The organism is Pseudoalteromonas sp. SG45-3 (assembly GCF_014164075.1).
In the GTDB taxonomy this organism is placed as follows: domain Bacteria; phylum Pseudomonadota; class Gammaproteobacteria; order Enterobacterales; family Alteromonadaceae; genus Pseudoalteromonas; species Pseudoalteromonas distincta.
This window is the reverse complement of sequence record NZ_JACJEN010000015.1, coordinates 18,267-34,553: the sequence shown is the minus strand read 5'-3', so window position 1 is coordinate 34,553 and position 16,287 is coordinate 18,267. Positions and strand designations below refer to the sequence as shown.

Here is a 16,287-nt window from a genome sequence, read left to right as displayed (position 1 = left end):
TTTTTTAACAATTAATGTGTTTAGCAATAACCAAACGACATTAAACGTTTGTAACGTTGATCAAGCATTTCTTCAAGCGTAAGCGCTTGTAAGTCTGCTAGGTCACGCTTAAGGCGTACTTTTAAGTTACGTGCCATAGCATCGTAATTACGATGTGCACCACCTAGTGGCTCATCAACTAAGTTGTTGATTAAGTCTAGCTCTTTAACGCGCTCTGCAGTTACACCCATTGCTTCTGCTGCAAGCGGTGCTTTGTCAGCGCTTTTCCAAAGAATAGACGCACAACCTTCAGGCGAAATTACAGAATAAGTGCTGTACTGCAACATGTTAACTCTGTCGCCAACACCAATTGCTAATGCACCACCTGAACCGCCTTCACCAATAACCGTACATATTGTCGGCACTTTAAGTGACGCCATTACTTTTAAGTTACGTGCGATTGCTTCAGATTGACCACGTTCTTCAGCGCCAACACCTGGGTATGCACCTGGTGTGTCAATAAAGGTCATGATTGGCATTTTAAAACGCTCAGCCATTTCCATTAAGCGTAATGCTTTACGATAACCTTCTGGCTTTGGCATACCAAAGTTACGTTTAATTTTTTCAGCAGTATCACGACCTTTTTGTTGGCCAATAACCATTACCGGTTCGCCATCTAAACGCGCAATGCCACCTAAAATAGCTGGATCGTTAGCAAAAGTACGATCGCCAGCAAACTCGTCAAATTCCGTGAAAATGCGCTCGATATAATCTCGAGTGTAAGGACGCAACGGATGACGTGCTAACTGTGATACTTGCCAAGCGCCTAAATTAGAAAAAATCTCCTGTTTTTGTTTGGCACTTTTTTCTTTTAATTTGCTGACTTCCTCTTCTAACTCAAGGTCTAATTCGCCAGCGCGGCTGATACTTTGTAATTCTTCAATTTTTGCTTCTAATTCTGCAATTGGAAGCTCAAAATCAAGATAATTGAGGCTCATGCTCTAAACTACCTAATTAGTTAAATTCTAGTTCTACATCTTGCGCAGCCATTAGTGATAACTTATGGATTAAGTCGTCACTTGGCGTAACACACCATTCGATCCCAAGAGTTAATTGCGCCAACGCATCTGGACGTTGGTAATAAACCTTGATCGGACACGTTCCCATTTTATAGGGTTCGAGTACTTTTTGTAATTTATCGAAGAAACCTGCCTCGATTTGCACCATGTTCAGCGTCATTTTAATCGCTTTAATACGCTTTTCACGCGCTTGAGCAATGGTGTTTATTTCTCTGGCGGTCATTGTAATACCACCGGAGAAGTTATCAAAGCTGACCTGTCCAGATATTACCAAGATATTGTTAACTTGGAGCATATCTTGGTACTTTTCAAACTCGTCTGAATACAAGCGTACATCAATCCGTGCACTCTTGTCATCTAAAGTTACTAAGGCCCAACGATTTCCTTTTTTATTAATTAATACCCTAGAAGCAATAACTAAACCAGCGGCCGTTGCAAACACATCACGATTAGTTGGCTGTAAATCAACTATTTTTCCGCTAGTGTAATGCCTAAGCTCACGGCGGTACTGATTTATTGGATGCCCAGTTAAATAAAGGCCTAGCGTCTCTTTTTCGCCATCTAACCACTCGTTATCAGTAAGCCCTGTGGCTTTAATAAAAGCTTGTTCAACTTCATCAGGCTCAGTAGCTAATAAACCAAATAAGTCACTTTGTCCTAATTGCTCAGCTTTGTTGTGTTGATCGGCCGCTCTCATAGCATCTTTTAAACTGGCTAGTAATGTAGCACGCCCAGATTGGGTTTTCTCTGGTCCTAATTGATCCAAAGCACCCGCGTAAATTAATTTTTCGGTAACACGTTTATTTAAGCGTTTTAAATCAACACGGGCACAAAAATCAAATAAATCTTTAAATGGGCCGCCTTTTGCACGCGCTTCTAGGATTGCATCAACCGGTGCTTCACCCACGCCTTTTATCGCGCCAATGCCGTAAACAATTTCACCTTCAAGGTTTACTGTAAACTTAAACTCACCTGCATTTACGTCTGGTGGTAATAAGGTGAGCTTCATGTTTTCACATTCATCCACCAAAATAACTATTTTGTCGGTGTTATCCATATCGGCCGACATTACCGCAGCCATAAACTCTGCAGGATGATGCGTTTTCATCCACAATGTTTGATACGATACGAGTGCGTAAGCTGCTGAGTGAGATTTGTTAAAACCGTAACCTGCGAACTTTTCTACCAAGTCGAAGATTTTTATCGCAAGCTCGCCGTCAATGCCGTTATTTCTTGCACCATCTTCAAACGTTGAACGCTGCTTTGCCATTTCTTCGGGTTTTTTCTTACCCATTGCACGACGCAGCATGTCGGCGCCACCTAGCGTGTAACCTGCTAGTACTTGCGCAATTTGCATTACTTGTTCTTGATACAAAATAATGCCGTAAGTTGGATCAAGTATTGGTTTTAAGCTTTCGTGCTGATACTGCGCATCTGGGTATGAGATTTCTTCTCGGCCAAGCTTACGGTCGATGAAGTTATCTACCATGCCTGATTGCAGCGGACCTGGTCGGAACAAGGCCACAAGTGCAATCATATCTTCAAAGCAGTCGGGCTTAAGGCGGCGTACTAAGTCTTTCATACCACGCGACTCTAGCTGGAATACAGCGGTCGTTTCGGCGCGAAGTAACAACTCAATACTTTTTTTATCATCCAGTGGAATGGTGTTTATATCAACGGGGTCTTTACCTTGGCGCTTCATGCGCACATTGGTCATATCGACCGCCCACTGCAATATAGTCAGTGTACGTAAACCCAAGAAATCGAACTTAACTAAGCCGGCTGTTTCTACATCGTTTTTATCAAACTGTGTTACAGGAAACTTACCTTCGTCATCGCAATAAAGTGCAGCGAAATCGGTAATAGTGGTTGGCGATATTACTACGCCACCCGCATGTTTACCGGCATTACGTGTACACCCTTCAAGGATGCGACACATGTCGATTAAGTCTTTTACCTCATTGTCGCCATCGTAGGCTTCTTGCAAGCGCGGTTCTACATCAAACGCTTTGGCAAGTGTCATACCGGGGTCACCCGGAATCAATTTTGAAATTCGATCAACAAACCCGTAAGGATGGCCAAGCACTCGCCCTACATCGCGTATTACCGCTTTTGCAGCCATGGTACCAAAGGTAATAATTTGCGAAACCGCATCCCGACCATACAAAGCCGACACGTGATCAATTACTTCGTCTCGTCTATCCATACAAAAATCGACGTCGAAATCGGGCATTGATACACGTTCAGGGTTTAAGAATCGCTCAAAGAGTAAGTCAAACTCAAGTGGATCAAGGTCGGTAATTTTAAGTGCGTACGCAACTAACGAACCTGCACCTGAACCACGACCAGGTCCAACAGGAATATTATTATCTTTACTCCACTGAATAAACTCCATTACGATTAAGAAGTAACCTGGGAATCCCATTTGGTTGATTACACCGAGCTCAATTGCAAGACGCTCATCGTATTCAACACGTTTTACTTTTCTATCTTCTTCGTCGGGGAATAAAAACTGTAGTCGTTCTTCAAGGCCGTCTTGTGACACTTTAACTAAAAAGTCTTCAATTTTAAGCGAGCCGGTTGGGTAATCAGGTAAAAAGTAAGTACCTAATTGCACAGTTACATTACAACGCTTAGCGATTTCTACGGTATTTTGTAGGGCTTCTGGAATATCGCTAAACAACTCAGCCATTTGCTCAGGTGTTTTTAGATATTGTTCTTCAGAGAACCGTTTAGGGCGGCGCTTATCATCGAGCGTGTAACCGTCAAAAATAGCAACACGAATTTCGTGCGCTTCAAAGTTTTCTGGCTTTAAAAACACCACTTCGTTGGTGGCTACAACCGGTAGTTGCTCTTTAGCAGCAAGCTCTACCGCCATGTGCAAGTAATCTTCTTCAAGCGGTCGATTGGTGCGAACAAGCTCTAGGTAGTAGTTATCGCTAAAATGCTGCTTATAAAAACTAACAACCGATTCAATTACAGTCGGATTATTTTTTAATAATGCTTTACCTAAGTCACCGTCTTTAGCGCCTGAGAGAATAATTAAGCCTGCTTTTAGCTCAACTAACCATTCGCGGTCAATAACTGGGCGATGAAACACATGCCCACGCTGATACGCTTTAGATATTAATAAGGTAATATTTTTATAGCCGTCGTTGTCTTTGGCTAATATGGTTAAGCGGCTTGGCTCATCAGGAAACTCTGGGCTACGAACCCAAAAGTCAGCACCCACTATAGGTTTAATACCTGCATTATGCGTGGCGCCATAAAAACGCACTAAACCACAAAAGTTCATTTGATCGGTAATTGCAATGGCTGGCATTTGCAGCTCTTGCGCTTTTGCGACGATTGGCTTTGTTTTAGCAAGGCCATCAACCATCGAAAAGTCTGAATGAACTCTTAAATGAACAAAATCAGGAGCAGCCATGCTTAGCCCTCACCATTGACTTGCGCCAAAACCCGCTGCACAGGTTTAAAGCTTTTACGATGCTCGTCAATTGCACCGTATTGTTCAAGTGCTGCAAAGTGCGCTTTAGTGGGATACCCTTTGTGCCCTGCAAAACCATATTCTGGGTGGCGTTTATCAAGTTCAAGCATTTCGTCATCGCGTGCTACTTTAGCTAAAATAGACGCCGCTGAAATTTCGGCCACTAAGCTATCACCTTTAACAACAGCTTGTGCTGGCATAGTGAGTTTTGGCAATCGATTACCATCTATAAATACAAATTCAGGTTGTGTGCTTAATGCCTCTACTGCGCGAGTCATGGCAAGCATCGTTGCGTGTAGAATATTTAACTCGTCAATTTCTGTTGGACTGCAGCGTCCATACGCGTAGCACAATGCTTTTTCTTTTATTTCAACTGCAAGTGCTTGGCGTTTTTTATCCGTTAATTTTTTAGAATCTGCTAAACCTGCAATTGGTTTAGTGGGATCTAAAATGACGGCGGCAGTGACTACATCACCAACAAGCGGGCCGCGCCCTACTTCATCTACACCAGCAATTAAGGATACATTGGGTCTATCAATTTGCATTTATTAACTCCGCCACAGCATTGGCTGCTTGTTCACTGGCATTTAATCTAATTTTTTCGTGAATAGCTAAAAAGCGTGCTTTTAGCTCTTTGTTATCTGTGTTGAGCATAGGGGTAAGTGCGTTTGTTAAGTTAGTCACATTACACTCGGTTTGTAAAAACTCAGGCACAAGCTCTTCGTCGGCTAATAAATTAGGCAGCGAAAAGTACTTAATATTAAACGTAAATAAAGTTTTAAAAATCCAATAGCTCAAAGGCTTTATTTTATAGCCCACAACCATTGGTTTTTTATAAAGCATACCTTCAAGTGTTGCTGTGCCCGAGGCTAATAAAATAGCATCAGCAGCTTGCATCGCTAATTTTGATTGCCCATCAAGCAGGTTAACATTAAGGTTTGGTGCGGTAGCGTTTAATATATCACTAAACTGCGCTTTGCGTTTTTCGTTAACCAACGGCACCACAATTTTAAGATTGGGGTTTTTAGCTTGCAACTGCGCGGCTGTTTTAATGTAAGTCTCGCTTAGCAAACCAACTTCAGAGCCTCGACTACCAGGTAGCAGCGCCAGTACTTTGTCATCAAGGCTTAAGCCGAGTTCTTCTCGTGCTTTAGTATCGTCGTGCTCAAGTGCTATGTCGTCAGCCAAGGTATGGCCCACAAATGTACATGGCACTTGGTGCTTATCGTAAAATTCTTTTTCAAATGGTAATAATGCTAACACTAAGTTAGTGGCTGCACTTATTGTATGAATGCGCTTTTCGCGCCACGCCCAAACAGACGGACTTACATACTGCACGGTTTTAATACCCGCATCTTTAAGTGGCTTTTCTACACGTAAGTTAAAATCCGGTGCATCAATACCTATAAATACATCAGGTGGGTTATCTACAAAATGCTGCACGAGTTGTTTACGTATTTTAAGCAAACGTGGTAAACGCCCTAGCACCTCAACAAGCCCCATTACCGAAAGCTCATCCATGTCGTAAAGTGTTTTACAGCCCTGCGCTTGCATTTTAGGTCCTGCTATTCCTTCAAAAATAGCGTCCGGAAAGTGTTTTTTAAGGGCTTTAATTAAGCCTTCACCTAAAATATCGCCCGACAGTTCACCTGCCACAATACCAATACGTAGTTGTTTTTTATCTTTATTCATTTGATTTTATTTCACAAGTAAACCAGGCGTTCATGCTTGTTAGTTTACCGTGTTTTACTGTTTGGTTAAACGCTTTAAATAACTGGTTTTTTATCACCTAAGTTAAGGCTTTATGTTGTTTGTTTTTAATACTGATGTAGCATAGGAAATATATATTAAGTTTTACTAATATGTATGTTGACAAAAATTGCACAAAAGTAAATACTATTACAAACTTTCAGTAATTACTGAAAGTTCATTAAACCTTAACTTTGCCAATTAAATGTTGCCCTGTTAATCCGTCACTCTCAAGGAGCCAATAATGATAGATGAAACCTTTGTGGATCTATCGCGATTACAGTTTGCTGTTACCGCTCTCTTTCATTTCTTATTCGTACCGTTAACGATAGGTATGACCTGGATTTTAGTTATTATGGAATCGGTTTATGTTATGACCGGTCGCGAAATTTATCGTGATATGACTAAGTTTTGGGGAAAATTGTTTGGTATTAACTTTGCAATTGGTGTGGCAACAGGCCTTACCATGGAATTTGAGTTTGGTACTAACTGGTCTTATTACTCCCATTACGTAGGTGATGTTTTTGGGGCCCCCCTGGCAATTGAAGGTTTAATGGCATTCTTTTTAGAATCGACCTTTGTAGGTATGTTCTTTTTAGGCTGGGACAGGCTTTCTAAACGCCAACATTTAGGCGCGACCTTTTTAATGGCCATTGGTACTAACATGTCGGCGCTGTGGATTTTAATTGCCAACGGTTGGATGCAAAACCCAGTAGGCGCTGAATTTAACTATCAAACCATGCGCATGGAAATGACCAGTTTTGCAGAGCTTGTGTTTAACCCTGTAGCCCAAGTTAAGTTTATTCATACCGTATCGGCAGGTTATGTAGCAGCGTCTATGTTTGTGCTTGGTATTAGTAGCTGGTACATATTGAAGGGTCGTGATTTAGCATTTGCTAAACGCTCTTTTTCAGTCGCATCAGGCTTTGGTTTAGCGTCAATTTTATGTGTAATTTTACTCGGTGACGAATCAGGCTACGAAGTAGGCGAAGTCCAAAAAGTAAAACTTGCCACAATTGAAGCCGAATGGCACACAGAAGAAGCTCCGGCTGCGTTTACCGCATTTGGTTTTCCTGATTCAGAAGAGCAAGTAACACATGCGGCGGTTAAAATACCTTACGCACTTGGGTTAATTGCTACGCGCTCACTAGATGAGCAAGTAACGGGTATTAACGACCTAGAAAAACAACATGAAGTACGTATTCGCAACGGTATGATTGCTTATGAATACCTTACAAAACTCAGAAACGGTGAAGATACGCCAGATAATATTGCCAAATTTAATACTCTAAAAGATGATTTAGGTTATGGCTTGCTACTTAAGCGCTACACACCAGATGTTGTAGATGCTACTGAAGAACAAATTCAAAAAGCAGTTAAAGACTCTTTTCCTAAAGTAGGCCCTATGTTTTGGTCATTTAGGATTATGGTTGCCTGTGGTGTGGCCATGCTAGGTGTATTTATATTGGCATTTTACTACAACGCACACCGTGTTATTGAGCAAAAACGCTGGTTGTTATGGGCTGCCGTATTGAGTATTCCACTACCTTGGATAGCGATTGAATTTGGCTGGATTGTTGCCGAGTATGGTCGCCAACCTTGGGCTATATCTGAAATACTGCCGACCTTTTTAGCCACGTCGTCACTAACAGTAAACGATATTTTAATTAGCTTAACTGGGTTTATTATTTTCTATACTGGTTTAGCCATTGTTGAAGGCTGGTTGATGATCCGCTTTGTTAAGCAAGGACCAAGCTCGCTACATACTGGTAAGTATCATTTTGAATTACCAAACAAAGCTGATAAAACTGAAGGAGAGCAATCATGATTTTTGATTATGAAACATTAAAAATGCTTTGGTGGTTGATCATTGGTGTACTGCTTATTGGTTTTGCTATTACCGATGGCATGGATATGGGCGTTGCTATGTTGCTCCGCCTCGTTGGTAAAACAGATTCAGAGCGCCGCACAGTAATAAACACAATTGGCCCGCATTGGGATGGTAACCAAGTATGGTTTATAACTGCAGGCGGCGCGTTATTTGCGGCGTGGCCTATGGTTTATGCAGCTGCATTTTCGGGCTTTTACTTTGCCATGATGCTAGTACTCTTTGCTTTGTTTTTTAGACCACTTGGATTTGATTACCGCAGTAAAGTAGACTCAAAACGCTGGCGCAATAACTGGGATTGGGGCTTGCTTGCAGGCAGCGCGATTCCAGCATTAGTATTTGGTGTTGCGTTTGGTAATTTATTTTTAGGCGTACCGTTTAATATTGATAACCTTATGCGTGTAAGCTACCAAGGATCATTTTTTGGCTTGCTTAACCCATTTGGATTACTTGCAGGTTTAGTGAGTATTACCATGTTAGTTGCGCATGCGGGTATGTGGTTACAACTTAGAACAGCAAGTGTGGTCGCAGAGCGTTCGGGTCAATATGGTCGCTATTCTCTTATTGTGTTTATCGTGTTATTTGCTGCAGCTGGTTTTTGGGTGGCTAACTTAACGGGTTACCAAGTTGTATCTATGGCTGATACACAAAGCCATGCAGATCCATTAACTAAAGTAGTCACTACAGCGCAAGGTGCTTGGTTAAGTAATTACAGCACCCGTCCGTGGACAATGACCTTCCCTATTTTAGCCTTTGCAATGGCATTAAGTGCACTTGTGTTTTCAAAATTAAATAAACCTGCACTTGGACTTATTTCAACAAGCTTAATGTTAATTGGCGTGATTATGACAGCAGGTGTTTCACTGTTCCCATTTATTATGCCATCAAGCAATAATCCAAATATTAGCTTAACAATTTGGGATGCGGTATCGAGCCATAAAACGCTCAATGTAATGTTTGTTGCAGTGTGTATTTTTGTTCCACTTATTTTAGCTTATACCACTTGGTGTTACGTAAAAATGTGGCGCAGAGTAACGGTTGAAGAAATTGAAAACAACACTCATGGTAGCTACTAAGGAGACTAAACAATGTGGTATTTCGCTTGGATTTTAGGTGTACTTTTGGCCTGTACCTTAGGTGTAATAAATGTAATGTGGTACGAATTTCATCAAAATAAAAACAGCATTGCTGATGATGAACAAGCCATGCACGATTTATTAAATGATGCTAACAACACAAAAGATGACGACTAACCCCCGACCAGATCGCGCGCAGCAGCAATCACTGCGCGCTTTTTTAAAGCGTCAAAGTAAACCCGCTGCAGTGTGGTTAAAGTTAAGCATTGCACTGGGTACTTTTAACGCATTACTGATGATTGCAGGTGCTTATTTACTGGCTCAAGCTATTCATAATGTAATGTTTGAAGGTAATAATTTAGCCCAAGTCACTCATTTATTATGGCCCTTAGCAGGCATTATTTTATTGCGCGCGGTGTTTTTAGCGTTAAGTGAGCGCTTAAGTGCATTTGCTGCGCTTAAAATAAAATCGGCTATGCGCCAAACACTTCTTCATAAGCTCAGCTTACTTGGGCCTAGTTATATAGAACAACACGGCCAAGGCGCTACATTAAATACCCTGCATAATGGCGTTGAAGCACTTCACGACTATTATGCTAAATACTTGCCAGGTGTTGCTTACAGCGCGCTTATTCCGCTGGCAATATTGGTAGTTATTTTTCCGACAGATTATAAAGCTGGGCTGATATTTTTATTAACCGCCCCACTTATTCCTTTTTTCATGATTTTAGTAGGCTCTAAAGCCGAAGCTTTAAACCAAAAACGCTGGAAGCAACTTGCTGTACTGGGCAATTACTTTTTTGACCGCGTGCAAGGTTTAACTCAGCTAAAACTATTTAATGCAACATGTACCGAGCTTAAACAAATAGCTAAAATTTCAGATGATTTTAGACACGCGACACTCGATGTTTTAAAAATCGCGTTTTTATCATCATTTGCACTTGAGTTTTTAGCCACTATTAGCGTGGCACTCGTTGCCGTAATTATTGGTTTTAGACTATTTTTTGGCACTCTTGATTTTGCCACTGGCTTTGTGGTGCTACTTTTAGCGCCTGAATTTTATTTACCACTGCGCCAACTAGGTAGTCATTACCATGCACGTTTACAAGGTATTAGTGCGGCGGCCGATATGGTTGCGATTTTAAATGCCCCACTGCCAAGTGACGAAAATGCGTCAGTAACTACAAGCGCATCTGAAAACAATTTAACTTTAAATACAATTAATTCAATAAGTATTACCGACCTTAATTTTATATACCCTGGTAGTAACGAAGGGATTAAAAATATAAATTTAACATTGCCAAATAAAGGCTTAATTGCAGTTGTGGGCAGTAGTGGCTCAGGTAAAAGTACGTTGTTTGATTGTCTATTAGGGTTTCACCCTGAGGTGATTAACAACCTATCTATTAATGATCAGAGTTTAAGTACAACCGATATTACTTACTTGCAAAATAATATTGCATGGATACCACAACAAGCGACGCTATTTTACGACACCATTGCTGCCAACATTAAATTGGCCAAACCCACTGCCACACAGCAAGAGCTTGAACACGCGGCAAAACAAGCTGGTGTGCTTGAATTTATTAATACCCTACCCGATGGTTTTAACACCCAGATAGGTGAGCAAGGTGAAGGGCTTTCTGGCGGTCAAAAACAACGTATTGCACTGGCTCGCGCATTTATAAAACAAGCACCAGTCTTAGTGCTTGATGAGCCCACTGCGCACCTTGATAGTCAAACAGAGCTGCTTATTCAAGATGCTATTAATGAATATGCTAAAAACAACTTAGTATTAGTTATTGCCCATAGATTAAATACCGTTAAACATGCCAGCAATATCATTGTGATGCACGATGGAAAAATAGCTGAGCAAGGTCACTTTGAAACACTTGCAGCGCAAAATGGTGCATTTGCTGACTTACTAAAAACGGCTGAACAAGGGGTGGTGCATGCGTAATTTTATTCGTTTATTAAAACTTTGTGCTCCTCATTACAAAGCTATGCTATTGGGTACATTTTTAGCGACGATTACGGTATTAGCTAATGTGGGCCTGTTGGCTATATCTGGCTGGTTTTTAGCATCAATGGCCGCTGCTGGTATTGCGGGCGTACAAATGAATTATTTTACTCCTGCCGGCACGATTCGTTTTTTAGCTATTGTGCGAACAGCATCGCGCTATGGCGAACGCCTAGTTACTCATAACGCCACGTTTTTATTACTAAGTGAAATACGTACCAATGTATTTGCAACGTTAAGCAAGCTTAACAATGTTGATTTAGCAATGAGCCGCAGCGCTGATCTAGTTAACCGATTACAAAACGATGTAGACGCACTCGACAAATTTTATTTAAACGTTTTACTTCCTATGCTGGTCGCTCTTTTAAGTGTGCCAATCATCATGCTGTTTATGTCGGCCTATAATGGCAACGTCGCCCTTATTTGCTTTACTGGCATTATACTTATTGGTGTGGTTATACCTGCCCTACTCAGCATAAAGCTCACTAAAAACAGCCATAAAGAAACACAATTTAGTGCACAACTTCGCTCTGAGCTTTCAGATACACTTACAGGCCTTAGAGAGCTTAGTATTTATCAAGCCCGTTCGCAGCAACTTAATAAGTGCGACGAATTAAGCGAGCAGTACAATCAGCAATTATTTATTCGCCACAAAGCACTGGCAAACTCAGATGGATTAAGCTTGTTGGTTGTTCAATTAGCCATGCTTGCTAGCATAGTAACCATTGTGCCGCTGGTTTACGCAAGCAGTATGGTAAATGTAGAACTTGCTATGTTAAGTTTATTTGTACTGGCAAGCTTTGAAAGCGTATTACTACTACCCAACGCGTTTATAGAGCTTCCAAATGTTTTAAAAGCAGCAGAGCGATTGTTTACACTTGAAGATAAAGCAGCTAGTACGCAAATTGAAAGTAAACATGTAGACATTGATGAAAACTTTAGCGCGCAAAATCACACGTTAGTACTTAACAATATTAGCTACCAATATGGTGAACAAACAGCGCTAACTAATATCAGCTTTGAACTAATGCCTCAGCAAAAAGTAGCGATTGTAGGTAGAAGCGGCAGCGGTAAAACGACGCTTGTAAATTTACTTACTGGTTTATGGCCTTTGCAACAAGGCAGCATAACGCTAAACAATCAAAATAGCGTTGTTGACTTACATTCGTTAAATAATGATATACGAGCAAATGCTATAAATATACTCGCCCAGCAGCACCATATTTTTGATGGCACATTAAGTGAAAACTTACGTTATGCCGCGCCAAATGCAACTAAAGAGCAAATGATTGAAGCGCTCGCATTAGCTCAATTGAGCCCATGGTTTAATGAGCTAAAAGAAGGTTTAAAAACACGTTTAGGCACTGGCGGGCGTAACGTGTCGCAAGGCCAATCTAGGCGTATAGCCATTGCCCAAGCATTACTTAAAAACCCTGCTATTTTAGTACTTGATGAACCAACAGAAGGTCTTGATAATCAATCTAAGCAAGGGGTAATGCAAGCAATAATGCATGTTATGAATAACGCCAGCGTGCTGACAATTACGCACGATCCCGCTCTACTTGCTCAAATGGATAATGTTGTATGGTTAGAAGGCGGTAAAGTAGTCGCACAAGGCTCTCATAAAGAGCTCAGTAGCACTTATCCCGACTATATTGCGCTAACTACCCGGTTTTAAAACCGTTACTGATACATCAATAACGCCGACTTTAGGGTCGGCTATCTTTTCAAACATACTCTTTGATAAATCAATAATACGACCTCGCACATACGGGCCTCTATCGTTAATTCTTACCGTGACTGATTTATTATTAGCGAGGTTGGTAACAACGACCTTAGTGCCAAAGTCGAACTCTAAATGGGCTGCTGTGGCGGCTTGTTGGCTAAAGCGCTCTCCGTTGGCAGTTGTTCTCCCGTGATATTTGTCAGCATAAAAAGATGCTTTACCAACTTGAGTAACCTCTCCAGTAGATGATTTAACAATAGGTTGGCTACTACAAGCGGCTAACGCTGAAGTAATAAAAAGAGTGACAACTAACTTAGGTAAACGCATAGGATGACTTTTATTATACAAATTAGATGCATACTAACTTGAGCTCGCTGAGTATTAACTGAATTAGGTCTAAACCGTGGGCAATAAAAAACCACCTTCGATTTATCATCTAGGGTGGTTTTTTTATGCTTAGAGCAAAACGCGCGAATTATCTTACAATGCCGCGCTCTGAGCTTTTAACAAAGTCGACCATCAATTTCACAGCAGGGTACTTTTCAGCATCTTCACTAAGCGATTCAATCGCTTCGTCTGCACCTAAGCTTTTACGGTAAAACGCTTTGTATGCACGTCGTACAGCCATAATTTCATCACTTTCGAAACCACGACGTTTCATGCCTTCTTTATTGATAGCGGCAGGGCCTGCTGGCATACCAATGGTAGTAACAAAAGGTGGTACATCTTTGTTAACACCTGAATACATACCAATAAAGGCATGTGCACCAATTTTACAAAACTGATGAACTCCCGAATTACCACCTAAGATAACCCAGTCGCCTACATGTACATGGCCGGCCACACTTGCATTGTTAGCAAAAATTACGTTATCGCCAATTACCGCGTCATGCGCAACGTGTGTATAAGCCATAAATAAGTTATTACTACCAATTTTAGTAACGCCTTGGTCTTGAATTGTACCACGGTGAATAGTGGCACATTCACGGATAACATTGTTATCACCCATGATTAAAGTGGTTGGCTCGTTGTTGTATTTTTTGTCTTGGCAGGCTTCGCCCACAGACGCAAACTGAAAAATATGATTGCCAGAGCCAATAGTTGATGGCCCTTTAACAACAACATGAGACTCAATAATACAGTTATCACCGATAACAACATCATTGCCAATATAACTATACGGACCAACTGAGACATTGTTACCTAGTTTAGCGCCAGGTTCGATTATTGCTGTAGAATGGATCACTATTAAAACTCTCTTCTCGCACACATAATTTCGGCACTACACACTACTTTGCCGTCGACTCTAGCTTCTGCTGCAAACTTCCAAATGTTGCGACGTTCTTTTAAAAACTCAACATGAAGGTGCATTGTATCACCTGGGATCACTGGCTGTTTAAAACGTGCGTTATCAACAGCAGCAAATAAATATAATTCGTTTTCACTACGATTTTCTACTGTTTTAAAACCTAATAAACCCGTGGCTTGCGCCATTGATTCTAATATTAGCACACCAGGAAAAATTGGCTGATTTGGGAAATGGCCAGTAAATATAGGTTCGTTTATAGAAACATTTTTAATAGCATGTAAAGATTTGCCAGGTGTAAAATCAATAACACGATCAATTAATAGCATCGGGTAACGGTGCGGTAATAAACTTAAAATTTCTTGAATATCAAGGCTATTTAATTCGTTTGCCAAAATAGCATCCTTATTAGTGTTCAACGTTATGACTTAGCCAATGCTTCCAGCGCTTTAAGACGAGATTTCATGTCTGAAAGGTTACGCAAGTGAGCTATTGATTTACGCCATTCTTTGTTTGTTGTATGGGGCATACCAGATGAGTAAATACCTGGTTCGGTGATTGATTTTGTCACCATACTCATGCCGGTAATTATAACACCATCACATACAGACATGTGACCATTAATTGCAACCATGCCACCAATTTGACAGTTTTTGCCAATGGTAACGCTTCCTGCAAGTACGGTGCAGCCCGCGATTGCGGTGCCTGAATTAACTTCAACGTTGTGCGCTATTTGACACTGATTATCGATAATAACATTGCTATGGATAATGGTATTGTCCAGTGCGCCACGATCAATTGTCGTGCTTGCACCAATTTCAACTTTGTTACCTATGATCACTGAACCAAGCTGAGGTATTTTTACCCATTGCCCGCGTTCGTTCGCATAGCCAAACCCATCACTACCTACAACACTATTTGCTTGAAACAAACAATCTGAACCAATTTCAACATCGTGATAAATAGTCACACTAGACCAAAGCTTAGTGCCAGAGCCTATTTTAACACGTTCTCCGATAAAACTGTTCGGACCAATTTGCGCATTGTCACCTATCACCGCATCAGCTTCAATGACTGCATTAGCCCCTATAGCGGCGCTGTCACTAACAATCGCTGTTGAATGAACCGTAGCACTTGGATGAATACCCGTCGAGGCTGAGCGTGGTGTTGTATCCATAAATTGCGCTAATTTTGCGTAACTTACATACGGGTTCGCAACAATAATTTTGCTACCACTAAAGTACTGAGCATCGGCTTGGCTTACTATTACAGCGCTAGCTTGAGTAGTTTCAAGTTGCGAGCGATATTTTGAGTTCGCTAAAAATGCAATATGCCCAGAATGGGCATTTGCAAGTGTCGCTATTTTTTTTATTTCTAAAGCGCCATCACCCTGAAGTTCGGCGCCTAGAAGTTCCGCAATTTGCGAAAGCGTATAATTTTGCATAGAGTGATTATTTCTTACTAACTGCAGCTACAACTTTAGACGAAAGATCAGTTACTTCTTTAGGGTTAAAGTAAATTGTTGTGTCTTTTACTTTAACTTCGTCGAAGTCGCCGTCTTTAGCAATTTCTTCAATTGTTTTGATTATCACACCTTGAACTTTAGCAAGCTCTTGGTTTTGGCGCGCTTTGATTTCTTGCTCTAAAGGACGACCTTGTTCAGCAAGATTTTTTTGCATGCCTTGAATTTTATCACGTAGTGCATCTTTTTGAGCTTGGCTCATAGTTGTACTTTCACGTTTAAATTTTTCAGCTTCAAAACGAATATCGCCTTGTAACTTTTCAAGCTCTTGACGACGTTCAGCAAACTCAGTTTGTAAAGACTGTTCAATTTTAGCCATTTGAGGAATTTGCTTGTAGATTTCCTGCATATCAACAATACCTACTTTGTGTGCAAATGCATTCACAGAAGTACCCATCATTAAAGTTGCTAAAACTGCTACAGCTGTTGATTTAAATAATTTTTTCACAAAAAAC

General features: G+C 40.9%; 14 protein-coding genes. 5 read left to right on the top strand and 9 right to left on the bottom strand.

All coding sequences use genetic code 11. The features are described 5' to 3' along the window. Window positions 1–20 precede the first annotated feature (20 nt). Genes accA through lpxB form a run of 4 tightly spaced genes read right to left on the bottom strand, consistent with a single transcriptional unit; the run spans window position 21 to window position 6,237 of the window. Window positions 21–977 (bottom strand): acetyl-CoA carboxylase carboxyl transferase subunit alpha, encoded by a 957-nt coding sequence (gene accA, locus H5126_RS15495; protein ID WP_002958297.1) that lies wholly within the window; start codon window positions 975–977, stop codon window positions 21–23. A gap of 16 nt (window positions 978–993) precedes the next feature. Further along, on the bottom strand, window positions 994–4,485 hold the full coding sequence (gene dnaE, locus H5126_RS15490; RefSeq protein ID WP_002958298.1) for a DNA polymerase III subunit alpha: 3,492 nt from the start codon (window positions 4,483–4,485) through the stop codon (window positions 994–996). A gap of 2 nt (window positions 4,486–4,487) precedes the next feature. Next, a complete protein-coding gene (gene rnhB, locus H5126_RS15485) occupies window positions 4,488–5,090 on the bottom strand; it encodes a ribonuclease HII (protein WP_182712628.1) in 603 nt (200 codons plus the stop codon). Further along, entirely contained in the window at window positions 5,080–6,237 is a 1,158-nt protein-coding gene (gene lpxB, locus H5126_RS15480) for a lipid-A-disaccharide synthase (RefSeq protein ID WP_182716205.1), read from the bottom strand. The genes rnhB and lpxB overlap by 11 nt, the downstream gene beginning before the upstream one ends. A gap of 301 nt (window positions 6,238–6,538) precedes the next feature. On the opposite strand from lpxB, the gene H5126_RS15475 reads away from it, so the two are divergent. From H5126_RS15475 to cydC, 5 genes are read left to right on the top strand one after another with little or no spacing between them, the layout of a single operon-like run. Further along, window positions 6,539–8,122: a cytochrome ubiquinol oxidase subunit I gene (locus H5126_RS15475; protein ID WP_149602339.1), complete on the top strand. Its 1,584-nt coding sequence runs from the start codon at window positions 6,539–6,541 to the stop codon at window positions 8,120–8,122. Then, window positions 8,119–9,258: a cytochrome d ubiquinol oxidase subunit II gene (cydB, locus tag H5126_RS15470; RefSeq protein ID WP_220491477.1), complete on the top strand. Its 1,140-nt coding sequence runs from the start codon at window positions 8,119–8,121 to the stop codon at window positions 9,256–9,258. The genes H5126_RS15475 and cydB overlap by 4 nt, the downstream gene beginning before the upstream one ends. Window positions 9,259–9,270: 12 nt before the next feature. Next, window positions 9,271–9,435 carry a cytochrome bd-I oxidase subunit CydX gene (cydX, locus tag H5126_RS15465; RefSeq protein WP_002958303.1) on the top strand — a complete coding sequence of 55 codons (165 nt, stop codon included), beginning with the start codon at window positions 9,271–9,273 and terminating at the stop codon, window positions 9,433–9,435. Continuing rightward, entirely contained in the window at window positions 9,425–11,218 is a 1,794-nt protein-coding gene (gene cydD / locus H5126_RS15460) for a thiol reductant ABC exporter subunit CydD (RefSeq protein ID WP_182720642.1), read from the top strand. The genes cydX and cydD overlap by 11 nt, the downstream gene beginning before the upstream one ends. Continuing rightward, complete coding sequence (gene cydC / locus H5126_RS15455; protein WP_182720634.1) at window positions 11,211–12,956, top strand: thiol reductant ABC exporter subunit CydC; 1,746 nt, start codon at window positions 11,211–11,213, stop codon at window positions 12,954–12,956. Before cydD ends, cydC begins: the two co-directional genes overlap by 8 nt. On the opposite strand, the gene H5126_RS15450 is transcribed toward cydC, so the two are convergent. The 5 genes from H5126_RS15450 to H5126_RS15430 all read right to left on the bottom strand — a co-directional run bounded on the left by H5126_RS15450 (window position 12,939) and on the right by H5126_RS15430 (window position 16,280). Then, window positions 12,939–13,331 carry a septal ring lytic transglycosylase RlpA family protein gene (locus H5126_RS15450; RefSeq protein WP_024596251.1) on the bottom strand — a complete coding sequence of 131 codons (393 nt, stop codon included), beginning with the start codon at window positions 13,329–13,331 and terminating at the stop codon, window positions 12,939–12,941. The genes cydC and H5126_RS15450 overlap by 18 nt on opposite strands. Window positions 13,332–13,479: 148 nt before the next feature. Then, on the bottom strand, window positions 13,480–14,250 hold the full coding sequence (lpxA, locus tag H5126_RS15445; protein ID WP_165742989.1) for an acyl-ACP--UDP-N-acetylglucosamine O-acyltransferase: 771 nt from the start codon (window positions 14,248–14,250) through the stop codon (window positions 13,480–13,482). A gap of 2 nt (window positions 14,251–14,252) precedes the next feature. Further along, entirely contained in the window at window positions 14,253–14,705 is a 453-nt protein-coding gene (gene fabZ, locus H5126_RS15440; RefSeq protein WP_002958310.1) for a 3-hydroxyacyl-ACP dehydratase FabZ, read from the bottom strand. Between the two features lie 26 nt (window positions 14,706–14,731). Next, the gene (gene lpxD, locus H5126_RS15435) at window positions 14,732–15,754 is read right to left on the bottom strand and encodes a UDP-3-O-(3-hydroxymyristoyl)glucosamine N-acyltransferase (protein WP_182712633.1); all 1,023 of its coding nucleotides are present in this window, start codon (window positions 15,752–15,754) and stop codon (window positions 14,732–14,734) included. Window positions 15,755–15,761: 7 nt separating this feature from the next. Continuing rightward, entirely contained in the window at window positions 15,762–16,280 is a 519-nt protein-coding gene (locus H5126_RS15430) for an OmpH family outer membrane protein (RefSeq protein WP_002958312.1), read from the bottom strand. Window positions 16,281–16,287 lie beyond the last annotated feature (7 nt).

Excerpts from the sequence above, each read along its gene's own strand:
- accA (WP_002958297.1), bottom strand. The coding sequence starts at position 977 with ATGAGCCTCAATTATCTTGATTTTGAGCTTCCAATTGCAGAATTAGAA.
- dnaE (WP_002958298.1), bottom strand. The coding sequence starts at position 4,485 with ATGGCTGCTCCTGATTTTGTTCATTTAAGAGTTCATTCAGACTTTTCG.
- rnhB (WP_182712628.1), bottom strand. The coding sequence starts at position 5,090 with ATGCAAATTGATAGACCCAATGTATCCTTAATTGCTGGTGTAGATGAA.
- lpxB (WP_182716205.1), bottom strand. The coding sequence starts at position 6,237 with ATGAATAAAGATAAAAAACAACTACGTATTGGTATTGTGGCAGGTGAA.
- H5126_RS15475 (WP_149602339.1), top strand. The coding sequence starts at position 6,539 with ATGATAGATGAAACCTTTGTGGATCTATCGCGATTACAGTTTGCTGTT.
- cydB (WP_220491477.1), top strand. The coding sequence starts at position 8,119 with ATGATTTTTGATTATGAAACATTAAAAATGCTTTGGTGGTTGATCATT.
- cydX (WP_002958303.1), top strand. The coding sequence starts at position 9,271 with ATGTGGTATTTCGCTTGGATTTTAGGTGTACTTTTGGCCTGTACCTTA.
- cydD (WP_182720642.1), top strand. The coding sequence starts at position 9,425 with ATGACGACTAACCCCCGACCAGATCGCGCGCAGCAGCAATCACTGCGC.
- cydC (WP_182720634.1), top strand. The coding sequence starts at position 11,211 with ATGCGTAATTTTATTCGTTTATTAAAACTTTGTGCTCCTCATTACAAA.
- H5126_RS15450 (WP_024596251.1), bottom strand. The coding sequence starts at position 13,331 with ATGCGTTTACCTAAGTTAGTTGTCACTCTTTTTATTACTTCAGCGTTA.
- lpxD (WP_182712633.1), bottom strand. The coding sequence starts at position 15,754 with ATGCAAAATTATACGCTTTCGCAAATTGCGGAACTTCTAGGCGCCGAA.